Raw genomic sequence first — 13,971 nt, 5'->3', positions numbered from 1 at the left:
CTCACACGGAAATCCTGAAAAATGTCCGAAATGATTACAGAAGCGGTATCGCGCCGCCGCACTTTCGCGATCATCGCGCACCCCGACGCCGGCAAGACCACGCTCACCGAAAAGTTGCTTTTGTTCGGCGGCGCGATCCAGCTTGCCGGCGAGGTCAAGGCCAAGAAGGACCGTATCCAGACCCGCTCCGACTGGATGAAGATCGAGCGCGAGCGCGGCATTTCGGTGGTCACCTCGGTGATGACCTTCGAATATGAGGACACTGTCTTCAACCTGCTCGACACGCCAGGCCACGAGGATTTCGCCGACGACACCTATCGCACGCTGTCGGCGGTCGACAGTGCGGTCATGGTCATCGACGCCGCCAAGGGCATCGAGCCGCGCACGCTGAAACTGTTCGAGGTCTGTCGGCTGCGCGACATCCCGATCATCACCTTCGTCAACAAGATGGACCGCGAAAGCCGCGACCCGTTCGATATCCTCGACGAGATCGAGCAGAAGTTGGCGCTGGACACAGCACCGATCACCTGGCCGATCGGCCGCGGCAAGACCTTTTCCGGCACCTACCATCTGGCGCTGAACGCGGTGCGCAAGGGCGACGCCGAAAAGGAGCGCACGCCGGTCCACGGCCCCGATTCCAACCGCGTTGCCGGCCTACTGCCGGAGAACGAGCGCGAGGCTTTCATCGAAGAGCTGGAGCTGGCGCGCGAAGCCTGCCGCCCGCTCGACCTCGATGCCTTCCGCGAGGGCCATCTGACGCCGGTCTATTTCGGCTCGGCGCTGCGCAATTACGGCGTGCGCGACCTGATCGAGGCGCTCGGCGCCTATGGGCCGCCGCCGCGTGCGCAGGAGGCCGACAGCCGCAAGGTCGAGGCGACCGAGGACAAGATGACGTCCTTCGTCTTCAAGATCCAAGCCAATATGGACCCTAACCATCGCGACCGCATCGCCTTCGTCCGGGTCTGCTCCGGCAAGCTCGAGCGCGGCATGAAGGCCAAGCTGGTGCGCACGGGAAAGCCGATGAGCCTGTCGGCGCCGCAATTCTTCTTCGCCCGCACCCGCGTCACCGCCGACGAGGCGTTCGCCGGCGATGTCGTCGGCATCCCCAACCACGGCACGCTGCGCATCGGCGACACGCTGACCGAGGGCGAGGAGATCCTGTTTCGCGGCGTGCCGAATTTCGCGCCTGAAATCCTGCGCCGCGTTCGCCTCGGCGATGCCATGAAAGCCAAGAAGCTCAAGGAGGCGCTGCATCAGATGGCCGAGGAAGGCGTCGTGCAATTGTTCTCGCCGGAGGACGGCTCACCGGCCATCGTCGGCGTCGTCGGCGCCCTGCAACTCGATGTCCTGAAAGAGCGCCTGAACTTCGAATACACACTGCCGGTCGATTTCGAGATGTCGCGCTTTTCCGTCTGCCGCTGGATATCGGCCGACGACAGGGCCGAACTCCAGCGCTTCATCGAAGCGCATCGCGGCGACATCGCCCGCGACCTCGACAATGATCCAGTGTTCCTCGCCCAGCACGCCTTCTCGCTAAACTACGAAGCCGAACGCTGGAAGGCGATCCGCTTCGCGGCGGTGAAGGATTACCAGGTCCGCGACAGAGCGGCTTGATGCGGCGCTTTCCTTCTCCCCTTGCGGGAGAAGATGTCGCCGAAGGCGACGGATGAGGGGTGTTCCAGGAAACACCAACGTCTCATTCCGTCCAACACCCCTCAACCGTCTCGGCGCCTTGCGCCGATCCCCTTCTCCCACAGGGGGAGAAGGGAAGATCGCGTTCGTTCACCCCTTGGCCGCCTCTTCGATCTTGGCGACGTCGATCTTGGTCATCTGCATCATCGCCTGCATCACGCGGCCGGCCTTTTCCCTGTCGGGGTCCAACAGCAGTTTGGGCAGCTGCTCGGGAACGACCTGCCAGGAGAGGCCGAATTTGTCCTTCAGCCAGCTGCACTGGCTGGGCTCGCCACCGCCCGCGATGAGCCTGTCCCAGAAATAGTCGACCTCTTCCTGCGTCTTGCAGTCGATGGAGAGCGAGACCGCCTCGGTGAACTTGAATTGCGGGCCGCCGTTGAGGGCCTGGAACGGAACGCCGTCGAGCTCGAATGAGACCATCAGCACCTTGCCCTCACGATCGCCGCTGCCCTTGGGCCAGCGCATCACGCTCAGCACCTTCGAATTCTTGAAGATGGAAACGTAGTGGTTCATGGCCTCCTCGGCCTGGTCGTCGAACCACAGGCAGGTGGTGATCTTTTGCATTCTCTTGCTCCTCGGGCTGGTTTGTTTGCTTTCGAAACGGCCGGCTGGTGATGATGCCCCGCTCCTGCCGTCTGCCCAAGGACGCTCGAGCAAAACACGATCCGACAGCACCTCTGACTTTTTTGCGGTCTGGACCGGCTGCGTCTTTGGCTGGCCGTTCGTTCCGCTACCTGGCGCAGCGCAAAATTGTGGCCAGACCAGAGCGTGGCGTCTATAAGGCCTGCGGCTCAATTCCGGTTTTCCGCACCTTTGGGTGCGACGCAGACAGCAAGGACAGTTCAATGCCCGCCTACCGTTCCCGCACCACCACCCATGGCCGCAACATGGCCGGCGCCCGCGGCCTGTGGCGCGCCACCGGGATGAAGGATTCGGATTTCGGCAAGCCGATCATCGCCGTGGTCAATTCCTTCACCCAGTTCGTGCCGGGCCACGTCCATCTCAAGGACCTCGGCCAGCTGGTTGCCCGCGAGATCGAGAAGGCCGGCGGCGTCGCCAAAGAATTCAACACCATCGCCGTCGACGACGGCATCGCCATGGGCCATGACGGCATGCTGTATTCGCTGCCGTCGCGCGAATTGATCGCCGATTCCGTCGAATACATGGTCAACGCGCATTGCGCAGACGCCATGGTCTGCATCTCGAATTGCGACAAGATCACGCCGGGCATGCTGATGGCGTCGCTGCGCCTCAACATCCCGACTGTCTTCGTCTCGGGCGGACCGATGGAGGCCGGCAAGGTGGTGCTCGCCGGCAAGAGCCAGGCGCTCGACCTGGTCGACGCCATGGTCGCCGCCGCCGACGACAAGATCTCCGACGAGGACGTCAAGATCATCGAGCGCTCGGCCTGCCCGACCTGCGGCTCGTGCTCGGGCATGTTCACCGCCAATTCGATGAACTGCCTGACCGAGGCGCTCGGCCTCTCGCTACCCGGCAACGGCTCGACGTTGGCGACGCACGCCGACCGCAAGCGCCTGTTCGTCGAGGCCGGCCATCTGATCGTGGATCTCGCCCAGCGCTATTACGAGCAGGACGACGACACCGCGCTGCCGCGCAGCATCGCCTCGAAGGGCGCCTTCGAGAACGCCATGACGCTCGACATCGCCATGGGCGGTTCGACCAACACCGTGCTGCACATCCTTGCCGCAGCACATGAGGGCGAGGTCGACTTCACCATGGAGGACATCGACCGGCTGTCGCGGCGGGTACCGGTGCTTTGCAAGGTGGCTCCGGCCAAGGCCGACGTCCACATGGAGGATGTCCACCGCGCCGGCGGCATCATGGCGATCCTCGGCCAGCTGGATAGCGCCGGGCTGATCAACCGCGACCTGCCGACGGTGCACACCGCGAGCCTCGGCGAAGCGCTCGACCACTGGGATATCTCGCGCACCACCAGCCAGAATGTCCGCGATTTCTTCCTGGCGGCACCCGGCGGCGTGCCGACGCAAGTCGCGTTCAGCCAGGACCGCCGCTGGGATGATCTCGATCTCGACCGCGAGAAAGGTGTCATCCGCTCGGCCGAACATCCTTTCTCAAGGGATGGTGGCCTCGCCGTGCTGAAAGGCAATCTCGCATTCGACGGCTGCATCGTGAAGACTGCCGGCGTCGATGAATCGATCCTGAAATTCACCGGTCCGGCAAGAGTGTTCGAAAGCCAGGACGCCAGCGTCAAGGCGATCCTGTCGAACGAGGTCAAGGCCGGCGATGTCGTCGTCATCCGCTATGAAGGGCCGCGCGGCGGCCCCGGCATGCAGGAAATGCTCTATCCGACCAGCTATCTTAAATCGAAGGGTCTCGGCAAAGCCTGCGCACTGATCACCGACGGGCGTTTTTCCGGCGGCACCTCCGGCCTGTCGATCGGCCACGTCTCGCCGGAAGCGGCGGAAGGCGGGCTGATCGGGCTGGTCAGGGAAGGCGACACGATCGAGATCGACATCCCCAACCGCACCATCCGGCTGGCTGTCGACGACGCGGAACTCATCGCCCGTCGCGCGGCGATGGAGGCGAAGGGAACAGCCGCTTGGAAGCCCGAGGAAAAGCGCAAGCGCAAGGTAACGACGGCCTTGCGCGCCTATGCGGCAATGGCAACCAGTGCTGCCAAGGGTGCGGTGCGGTACGTGCCGGAATAGGCATCATTCTTCAACGAGGTGGCGATAAATGGATTTCGACCTTGTGGTGCGCGGCGGGACGCTGCCCGACGGCAGGATCGCCGATATCGGCATCGTCGGCGAGACGATCGCGGCGATCGAGCCCGAGCTCAACATCAGCGCCGGCACGGCGATCGATGCCCATGGCAATCTGGTCTCGCCGCCTTTCGTCGATCCGCATTTCCATATGGACGCCACGCTTTCGCTCGGCATTCCCCGCATCAATGTCTCGGGCACGTTGCTCGAAGGCATTTCGCTGTGGGGCGAGCTGAAGCCGCTTCTGACCCACGAGGCGGTGCGCGACCGTGCGCTTGCCTATTGCGACTGGGCGGTGTCGATGGGCCTGCTCGCCATCCGCACCCATGTCGATGTCTGCGACGATCGCCTGCTGGCGGTGGAAGCGCTGCTCGACGTGAAGAAGACGGTTGCGCCGTATATCGACCTGCAATTGGTCGCCTTCCCGCAGGACGGGTTTTACCGCTCGCCGACGGCGCGCGACAACACCACCCGCGCGCTCGACATGGGCGTCGATGTCGTCGGCGGCATCCCGCATTTCGAGCGCACCATGGCCGACGGTACGCGCTCCGTCACCGAGCTCTGCGAGATCGCGGCCGAGCGCGGCCTGATGGTCGACCTGCATTGCGACGAGACCGACGATCCGCTGTCGCGCCACGTCGAGCAGCTTGCCTATGAGACGCAGCGGCTTGGATTGCAGGGCAGAGTGGCCGGCTCGCACCTCACCTCGATGCATTCGATGGATAATTACTACGTCTCGAAGCTGTTGCTGCTGATCGCCGAGGCCGGCGTTTCGGCGATCCCCAATCCGCTGATCAACATCATGCTGCAGGGCCGCCACGACACCTTTCCCAAGCGCCGCGGCTTGACGCGGGTCAAGGAAATGCTGGCGCACGGGATCCGCGTCGGCTGGGGCCAGGATTGCGTGCTCGACCCCTGGTATTCGCTGGGCACCGCAGACATGCTCGACGTCGCCTTCATGGGCCTGCATGTCGCGCAGATGTCGAGCCCAGCCGAGATGGCGCGCTGTTTCGACATGGTCACCGACGTCAATGCCGCCATCATGGGTCTCGACCACCTTGGCCTGGCCGTCGGCAAGCGCGCCAGCCTTGTCGTTCTCGATGCCGGCAACCCGCTCGAGGCGCTGCGCCTGCGCCCCGAGCGGCTCTGCGTCATTGCCAAAGGCAAGGTGGTGGCCGAGCGGAGCCGGCAGGACACGCGGCTTTCGATCGCCGGAAGGCCGGGCACCGTGAATCGGCGCCACGCTTAGACCAGCCGATTTCCGGCGCTGGTCTTACCGAATTCTCGATTTTCGCCTCGTCACGGCCGCTGCTAGCGACTACGACGCGGGTCACCGTAGCCACGGCGAGGAACCGGTAACGGAATGGGGCAGCGCGCAGCCCAGAACTCGACGATCAGGAACGTGCTGCTGGCCGGCATCCTGCTGATGCTCGCCGGCGATTTCCTGTTTGCCTTGAACGACGTGATGGGCAAGTGGCTGGTCGCCAGTTTTTCCGTCGGCCAGGTCGTGCTGATCCGCTCGATCGGCGCCTTTTTCACACTCGGGCCGATGATTGCACATCAGGGTGCGGCCAAGCTGTTTCGCATGGAGCGGCCGGAGCTGCAGCTGCTGCGCGTGGTGATGACGACGCTCGACACGGCGCTGTTCTACGCGGCGGTCGTCTATCTGCCGCTCGCCGACGTGATGAGCTTCTACATGGCCGGGCCGATCTATGTCGCGGCGCTGTCGCACTTCTTGCTTGGCGAAAGGGTCGGCTGGCGCCGCTGGGCGGCTATCCTGGTCGGTTTCTGCGGCGTGCTGATCATGCTGAAGCCGTCTTCGGCGGCGTTGTCGCTGTCGTCGATGTTCGCGCTCGCCGGCAGCATTTCCTTTGCCTTCGCCATCATCCTCAACCGGCGACTGCGCGGCACCAGCGACACCTCGCTGGTCACCTGGCAAACCATCGGCACGCTGCTGGTCGGCGCTGCGTTGACCATCGGCAGTTGGAAGACGCCGTCCTCGCTCGATTTCGGCGCCATGCTGCTTCTGGGCATTGTCTCCTGCGGCGCGCATCTGATGATCACTAGGGCATTGAAGCTTGCGCCTGCCTCGACCTTGGCGCCGCTGCATTACAGCCTGCTGTTGTGGGCAGTGATCTTCGGCTCGGCCTTCTTCGGCGATGTGCCTGGGCCACGCATCCTGGTCGGCTCGGCCATTGTCGTGCTGGCCGGCCTGTTCATCTTCCACCGCCAGAAGGTGGTCGACACGGTGCCGCCCGAAAACGTGCCGAAGGGTGTGAATTAACCCCGGCGCACCGCCGCGAGATGCCGGGAAAATTCCGGCGTCTCCATCAGTGCCTTGCAGCGCGCGAAGCGGCCGTCGGCGTAGGCGCGGAAATCGTCGACCGGATTTTTGTTGGCAAGCTGGATCAAGCCCCACAGCGTCCACAACAGGTCGCACATCGCCTTGTAGATGACGATGCGGGCGCGCTCCGCCGGTCTCGGCTCGCCGCCGAAATAGGCCAGCATCATCTCCTCGTCCTGCGCGGCGTCGAATTGCCCTTCGACGCTGAGGTCGCCGAGATCCCAGAGCGGATCGTTCATCCCGGAATATTCCCAGTCGACGATCCACATCCTGTCGCCCGTATCGAGAAAGTTTTCGCAGAGCGGATCGCAGTGGCAGGCGACGATTGGCAGAGGATGAGCCGCAAGTGCCGAGCGCACGGTTTCCGCTTCGCGGACCCCATCGTGGTAGCCGGCAGGCAGGGCGACGTCCTTGGTCGACAGCACTTTCAGATAATCATCGATCATCGCAAACAGTTCAAAGCGGAAGGGGAACACCGCGCCGGATGTGTGCAGTTTGCGAAAGGCCTTGCCGGCGCGTGCCGGGCTGCCCGGTCGGGTCTTGAATTTTTCCGGCGACATCGTCTCGGCGCTGGCGATGAAGCGGGTCACCAGCACGCCGGTCTCGGCATCGACATGCAGCACTTCCGGGCTGACGCCGGCCTTCGCCGCTTCCCGCGCCGCCACTGCCTCGTTGGCGCGGTTGATGTATTCCTCGGTACCCTTGCCGGGGATACGCAGGCAGAAATCCTTACCCCTGAAGACGAGGTTGGTCAGGCCGCCGAGCCGTTCCAGCGGGCCGTCATAACCGGCCAGCATCGGAATGGCCGCAAGTGCGGCGCGTGCCTGGTCGTCCGCCATGGCTTTCGCTCCTTTTCCAGTCTTTATTGTCGCGACGACGGTTCCACAGTTTTCGCCGTTTGGCTATGATCGCGTCGCAGATCGATACCAGGCGACGGAAAGCGATGACGGACAGCAAACAGCAGAGCGCGCTCGCCGCAGCCTATGCGGCGAAGCGACCGGAAGACGTCGCGGCGCTCTACGACAGCTGGGCCGGCACCTATGACGCCGACATGTCGGCGGCCGGCTATCGCCATCCGACCATCTGCCTTGCCTTGCTGGCCCGCCATCTGCCGCGCGGCGCCGCTCCTCTCCTCGATGCTGGCGCAGGCACCGGGCTCATCGGCGAATGGCTTGCCATCACCGGTTATCCGCAGGTCGAGGCGCTCGACATTTCGGAAGGCATGCTGGCGCAAGCCGCGCGCAAAGGCGTCTATTCGGCCCTTCATTGCCTGGCGCTTGGCGCGCCGCTGCCTTTCGTGGACGATGCCTATGCCGGGATCATCTCAGCCGGCGTCTTCACGTCCGGCCATGTCGGGGCCGAGGGTCTGGACGAGCTGATCCGCATCTGCCGGCCGGGCGGGGTGATCGTGCTGACGGTGAAGAACACGCTGTGGGATGCGGGTTTTGCCGCGCGGATCGCCGAGCTCGAGGCGCAAGGCACCGTCACCCGCGCCGAGGAGACGCCGCCCTATGTCTCGATGCCAGGCGAGGCCGATACGGTGCCCAGCCGGGGGCTGGTGCTCATCGTGAACTGAGGCTGAAACCGGAAGGCTCTAGGCCTTCACCTTTGCTCCCGCCGGATCGTAAAGCGGCTCGAGGTGGATTTTAGCCGGCGTCCGTTCCATCGCCACCACCAGCTCGTAATCGCCGGAGGTGAGGAAATCATCGCCGACGCCATCGGCATTGCGCACATAGCCGTAGCCGATGTTCTTGCCGACGGTATAGCCATAGCCGCCGCTGGTGAGATAACCGACGGCCTCGCCATTGCGCAGGATGGTCTCACGCCCGAGCAGCACGATATCCGGATCATCGACTGTGAAGCCGGCAAAACGTTTCCTGAGCGCCGCGCCGTCGAGCTTTTCAAGCGCCCGCCGGCCGAGGAAATCGGTGTTCTTCCTGAGCTTCACCGCCCAGCCGAGGCCGGCCTCCTGCGGCGTGTCGTTGGGCGTGATATCGGCGCCCCAGGCGCGGTAACCTTTTTCCAGCCGCAGCGATTCTAGCGCCCGATAGCCGACCGGGCGAATGTTGTGGACAGCGCCCGCCGTCATCAGCGCGTCGAAAACCTCGCCCGTCGCCGCGATCGGCGCATGCAGCTCCCAGCCGAGCTCGCCGACATAGGTGACGCGCAGTGCCCGAATGACGTGGCCGGCAATGGCGATCTCGCGAACATGGCCGAACGGAAAGGCGGCGTTCGAGACGTCAGCATCGGTCACCGCTGACAGCACGTCGCGGGCGCGCGGCCCCATCAGCGACAATGTGCCGAACTCCTCGGTGACGTCGGTCAGCGTCACGTCGAACTCGCTGCCGATATGATCGGCAATCCAGGAGAAATCATGCGTGCGGAAACCGGTGCCGGTGACGATGTAGAATTTCTCCTCATCGAGCCTCGCCACGGTCAAATCGGCCTCGATACCGCCGCGCGTGTTGAGGAGCTGCGTGTAGGTCAGCCGGCCGACCGGCTTGGCAACGTCGTTGGCGCAGATCCAGTCCAGCGCCTTCAGCGCGTCGGCACCGGTCATTTCGTATTTGGCGAAAGACGACTGGTCGAAAATGCCGATCTTTTCGCGCACGTGGCGGTGCTCGTCGCCGACGGGTGAAAACCAGTTCTGCCGGCCCATCGAATAGAGGTCCTTCGGCTCGATGCCTTCCGGCGCGAACCAGTTCGGCCGCTCCCAGCCAAGTTTCGAGCCGAACACGGCGCGATGTTTTTGCAGCCGTTCGTATAAAGGCGAAACGATGCGTGGCCGGCCGCTGACATATTCCTCGTGCGGGAAGCCGATCGTGTAGTGCTTGCCGTAGGCTTCCAGCGTGCGGTCTCGGACCCATTGCCGGTCGCGGTGCAGATCGGAAAAGCGGCGGATGTCGACCACCCACAGATCGAGCGGCGCCTCGCCGTCGACCACCCATTGCGCCAGCACCCAGCCGGCGCCGCCGCCGGATGCAATGCCGAAGGCGTTGAAGCCGGCGCCGACGAACATATTGGGGCATTCCGGCGCCACACCGAGGATGAAATTGCCGTCCGGCGTAAAGCTCTCCGGACCGTTGATCATCTGCTTGACGCCGACATTGGTGAGCGCCGGGACACGCTCGATCGCCTGGCTCATATGCTGCTCGAAATGATCGTAATCATCGTCGAACAGCCGGAACTCCCAATCGTCCGGCACATCGCCGCCGGGCAGACCGGTCGTCCAGGCCTGCGGGTTCGGCTCGTAGCCGCCCATCACCAACCCGCCGACCTCCTCCTTGAAATAGGTGCGGCGATCGGGGTCGCGAATCGTCGGCGCATCGGTCGCCAAGCCGTCGATCCTCCCGGTGATGATGTACTGGTGCTTCACCGGCTGCAGCGGCACGTTTATGCCGGCGAGCGCACCCACCTGCCGCGCCCATTGCCCGGCGCAGTTCACCACCTTGTCGCAGGCGATATCGCCCTTGCTGGTCTTCACCGCGGTGATGCGGCCGTCTCTCATTTCGAAGCCGGTGACCCGCACCTCCTCGAACAATTTTGCGCCGTGCATGCGCGCGCCCTTGGCCAGCGACTGGGTGATGTCGGAAGGGCTTGCCTGACCGTCGCTGGGCAGCCAAGAAGCGCCGACGAGGTCGCCGGTTTCCAGCAGCGGCCACATTTCCTTGACCTCGGTCGGCGACAGCAGATGCATGTCCATGCCGAAGCTCTTTGCCGTCGTTGCCAGCCGCTTATACTCAGTCCAGCGGTCGGCATTGGTGGCAAGCCGCAGGCAGCCGGTCATCTTCCAGCCGGTGGCAAGGCCGGTTTCGGCTTGCAGCCCTTTGTATAGATCGACCGAATATTTGAGCACCCGCGTGATCGACGCCGACGAGCGCAGCTGGCCGACCAGCCCGGCAGCATGCCAGGTCGAGCCCGAGGTCAGCTTGCCCTGTTCGAGCAGCACGATTTCGGCCTTGTGGTCGCGCGCCAGATGATAGGCCGTCGAACAGCCGATGATGCCACCGCCGATGACGACGATGCCGGCCTGGGCGGGCAAGGTCATGGCCGCATCCCGTATTTTGTCCTGTAGTTTTCCAGGGCGGCTTCGAGCCGCGCCAGGTTTTCGTCGGCGTAGGCGGCGTAGTCGACGCCGGGCGCATCGAGGTAGAGCTCGGAAACCATGCCCCACATCGCCTCGCGCAGCAGCGACGCGCATTGCATGGCGGCGTGCGAGCGCCGTATCGCTTCGTCCGGCTCCTTCATGAAGTAGGCGGTCAGGAAGGCGAAGGATTCCTCGTCGCTCATGCCGGCATTGGAAGCCGCGCCGGCAAGGTCGAACATCGCGGTGTTGAAGCCGGCATATTCGAAATCGATGAGCCATAGCCTGTGACCGTCATCGATTATGTTAGCCGGCAGAAGATCGTTGTGGCCGAAGACGATCGGCAGCAGTTTTTGCGCGCGCTCGAGCTCGTCCGCCAGCGTCAGCAGGCGTGGCAATTCGCCCAGCTTGCGGCTGCCGCCTTCCTCCAGCGTGCGCGCATAGTCGCGAATGACGTGGAATACCCAGAACATGAAGCCGGCGCCGGAGACATGACCGGGCATCTCCCGGTGGAAACCGCGCAGCAACGCGGCGACGCGGCCGAGATCGGCGCGCACGTCTTGCGCGACATAGGCCTTGGCGCCGAGATACTCCGTCACCATGACGCCGGGTCCGGTGTAGCGGACGGCCGGAGCGAAGCCTGCCGCGTGTGCTGCCCGCGCGGTCATCATCTCGCGCTCGCGAAAGACATGGTGGAACGGATAGTCCTGCCCGATGCGCACGACGTGCCGCCCGGCCGCGTCCTTGACCAGGTAATTGGCATTGCTCAACCCGCCCGGCAGCGGCGCAATGTCGATGCTGCCGGTCCAGCAAGGCAGCGCGCGGATGCGGTCTTCGACAGTCACGATCTCGTCCAACATTGGGTCAATTTTCCACGCATGTCATGGCTGGCCAGCGATGACAATCGGACGGAGGAATGGAGGCAACGCGAAGATCTCGTCGGTGCAGATCTCGGGATCGGTATCCCGCACCGCACCGACGAGCCCCTTTGTGCCGGGTTCTTCGACGCCGGCATCCGCCCCCGCGGATCCTAATTTTCGGTTCCCTCGCACCCGAGGATTTCCCAGGCGTTCAGGCAAGCAATTTTTCGTGCGGCTCAGCCGTCGGCCTCCGTTCCGAGCCTGTCACAGCGATAATGTCGCGCCAGGCTGGAGACGTTGTCAACGCGAAATTGTGGTGTTTTCTGCTTTTTTGCCCGAATTTTGCGAAATATCTTGGAGTAAGTGGCATTTATGCTGTAGAAACGGTCAATGGTGCAACAATTCGACCGGTTGGAACCGATGGGCCACTCGAAGCGGCATGGCGAAATCCTGCGCCTCCTCAAGGAGGAAGGCACCGTCACCATTGCCAGCCTGGCTGACCGGCTGGGCGTCTCGCTGGAGACGGTACGCCGCGATGTCAAGCCACTGACCAGCGATGGTTCCATCCTCAAGATGCATGGCGCCGTCGGCCTGCCGTCGATTGCCGGCGAAGCGCCGTTCGAGCGGCGCATGCGTGAGAACGCCGATGCCAAGCGGGCAATTGCCCGCATGGTCGCTGCCACCATCCGCGACGGCGAGTCGATCATGCTCGACACCGGCACGACCACGAGCTTCCTGGCCCGCGAGCTGCTCGGCCACCGGCGGCTGACGGTCGTCACCAATTCCTCCGACATCGCCCGCACGCTGGCCACCGTCAACGGCAACAAGGTCTATATGGCCGGCGGCGAGCTGCGCAGCGATTCCGGTGCTGCTTTCGGCGTCTCAGCCATCGAATTCGTCAGCCGCTTCTCCGTCAGCCACGCGGTGATTTCGACCGGCGCGGTCGATGCCATCACGGGTGTCATGGACTATGACCTCGAAGAGGCTGAGTTCGCCCGCATGGTGCTGTCGCGCGGCCAGCGTTCGCTTGTCGTCACCGACCACAGCAAATTCGGCCGGCAGGGTCTGGTTCAGGTCTGCGGCTTCGACGGCTTTTCCGAACTCGCGACCGACCGTCTGCCGCCGCATGACATCGCCGCCGCCCTTGCCCAGGCCGGCGCGCGGCTCAGCATTGCGGATGGCGGAAGCGAGGACTGAGCTCTATCGGGAGAACGGCACCAGCACCCACTTCCCAGCGCCGCCTCTGCCGTGTTTAGTCCGGCCATGGCTTTCACCATCCGCCAATTGCAGTTCTTCATCGCCGTCGCCGAGCAAGGCACGGTGTCGGGCGCCGCCCAGAATCTGTCGATCTCGCAATCCTCGGTCACCGAGGCGATCAAGGAGCTGGAGCACGATCTCGGCGTCGAGCTGTTCGAGCGCCACCCGCGCGGGCTGAACATCACCCACAAGGGCCACCAGTTCCTGCGCCATGCGAGGAAGATCCTTGCCGACGTTTCCGATGCGCGCCGCGCCTTCTTCGGCGAACAGATCGCGGCAAGCGGGCGGCTGCAACTTGGCGTCACCTCGCTGGTCGCCGGCTATGTGCTGTCCGATCTTCTTGCCCGCTACCGCCGCGCCTATCCGGGTGTCGAGGTCTCGGCGATCGAGGACAATGGCGACTATCTCGAGCACCTGTTGATCGGCGGCAAGCTCGACATTGCGGTCATGGTCACCTCGAACCTGCGCGACCGCACCGCGCTGCAGTCCGAAATCCTCGAAGTCTCGGCCTACCGGCTGTGGCTGCCGCTCGGCCATCCGTTGGCCGGTGCCGACATCATCGGCATCGGCGATATCGCCTCGGAACCGCTGATCATGCTGACCGTCGACGAGATCGAGGAGAATACCGGAAAGCTGCTGACGGCGATCGGCGCCAAACCGCACGTCGCATTCCGCACCCGCTCGGTCGAAGCGGTGCGCAGTCTCGTCGCCACCGGCGCCGGCGTGGCGCTGCTGCCGGACCTCGTCTACCGGCCATGGTCGCTGGAAGGCGACCGCATCGAATCGCGCGATATTTCGGGATCGTTGCCGGTCGTCCAAGTCGGCATGGTCTGGCGGCGCGGCTCCGGCCTGCCGCAGGCGGCGCGCGACTTCATCGGACTTGCCCAGTCGCAGCGCATGGTGCGCCAACGGCCCGAGAAGATCGGCCGGTGATGTATCGGAAAAACCGATATCGGCTTTCTGATAAATGAATTTGCGAAACCGGAAATT

At 63.9% G+C, this 13,971-nt stretch carries 11 protein-coding genes; 7 read left to right on the top strand and 4 right to left on the bottom strand.

The window, feature by feature from the left end; genetic code table 11:
• Positions 1 to 21 precede the first annotated feature (21 nt).
• Entirely contained in the window at positions 22 to 1,614 is a 1,593-nt protein-coding gene (locus NKJ93_RS24500; RefSeq protein WP_352484942.1) for a peptide chain release factor 3, read from the top strand.
• 168 nt (positions 1,615 to 1,782) lie between these two features.
• Here the strand turns inward: NKJ93_RS24500 and NKJ93_RS24495 are convergent, their stop codons facing one another.
• Positions 1,783 to 2,256 (bottom strand): VOC family protein, encoded by a 474-nt coding sequence (locus NKJ93_RS24495; RefSeq protein WP_352591632.1) that lies wholly within the window; start codon positions 2,254 to 2,256, stop codon positions 1,783 to 1,785.
• A 281-nt stretch (positions 2,257 to 2,537) separates the two neighbouring features.
• On the opposite strand from NKJ93_RS24495, the gene ilvD reads away from it, so the two are divergent.
• From ilvD to NKJ93_RS24480, 3 genes are all read left to right on the top strand, one after another.
• Entirely contained in the window at positions 2,538 to 4,382 is a 1,845-nt protein-coding gene (ilvD, locus tag NKJ93_RS24490; protein WP_352483996.1) for a dihydroxy-acid dehydratase, read from the top strand.
• Between the two features lie 28 nt (positions 4,383 to 4,410).
• Complete coding sequence (locus NKJ93_RS24485) at positions 4,411 to 5,685, top strand: amidohydrolase family protein (protein WP_352591629.1); 1,275 nt, start codon at positions 4,411 to 4,413, stop codon at positions 5,683 to 5,685.
• A 114-nt stretch (positions 5,686 to 5,799) separates the two neighbouring features.
• Positions 5,800 to 6,720 (top strand): DMT family transporter, encoded by a 921-nt coding sequence (locus NKJ93_RS24480; RefSeq protein WP_352591627.1) that lies wholly within the window; start codon positions 5,800 to 5,802, stop codon positions 6,718 to 6,720.
• Here the strand turns inward: NKJ93_RS24480 and NKJ93_RS24475 are convergent.
• Entirely contained in the window at positions 6,717 to 7,619 is a 903-nt protein-coding gene (locus NKJ93_RS24475; RefSeq protein ID WP_352495762.1) for a phosphotransferase, read from the bottom strand. The genes NKJ93_RS24480 and NKJ93_RS24475 overlap by 4 nt on opposite strands.
• A 104-nt stretch (positions 7,620 to 7,723) precedes the next feature.
• Here NKJ93_RS24475 and NKJ93_RS24470 point away from each other — a divergent pair, with 104 nt between their 5' ends.
• A complete protein-coding gene (locus tag NKJ93_RS24470; protein ID WP_023717942.1) occupies positions 7,724 to 8,356 on the top strand; it encodes a class I SAM-dependent DNA methyltransferase in 633 nt (210 codons plus the stop codon).
• 18 nt (positions 8,357 to 8,374) lie between these two features.
• Here NKJ93_RS24470 and NKJ93_RS24465 read toward each other — a convergent pair whose 3' ends face one another.
• Positions 8,375 to 10,828, bottom strand: coding sequence for a GcvT family protein (locus NKJ93_RS24465; RefSeq protein WP_352483992.1), 2,454 nt, complete (start codon positions 10,826 to 10,828; stop codon positions 8,375 to 8,377).
• Positions 10,825 to 11,709, bottom strand: a complete 885-nt coding sequence (locus NKJ93_RS24460) for a phosphotransferase family protein (RefSeq protein WP_023717944.1) — start codon at positions 11,707 to 11,709, stop codon at positions 10,825 to 10,827. The genes NKJ93_RS24465 and NKJ93_RS24460 overlap by 4 nt, the downstream gene beginning before the upstream one ends.
• A gap of 435 nt (positions 11,710 to 12,144) precedes the next feature.
• Between NKJ93_RS24460 and NKJ93_RS24455 the strand changes: the two genes are divergently transcribed.
• Together NKJ93_RS24455 and NKJ93_RS24450 are read left to right on the top strand one after the other, a co-directional pair.
• Positions 12,145 to 12,921, top strand: coding sequence for a DeoR/GlpR family DNA-binding transcription regulator (locus NKJ93_RS24455; protein WP_352484001.1), 777 nt, complete (start codon positions 12,145 to 12,147; stop codon positions 12,919 to 12,921).
• A gap of 66 nt (positions 12,922 to 12,987) precedes the next feature.
• Entirely contained in the window at positions 12,988 to 13,914 is a 927-nt protein-coding gene (locus tag NKJ93_RS24450; RefSeq protein WP_023717947.1) for a LysR family transcriptional regulator, read from the top strand.
• Positions 13,915 to 13,971 lie beyond the last annotated feature (57 nt).

The organism is Mesorhizobium sp. M0028 (genome assembly GCF_040323855.1).
GTDB lineage: Bacteria > Pseudomonadota > Alphaproteobacteria > Rhizobiales > Rhizobiaceae > Mesorhizobium.
Note: the sequence above shows the minus strand (reverse complement) of the source record. Positions and strands in the feature narration are given on the sequence as shown.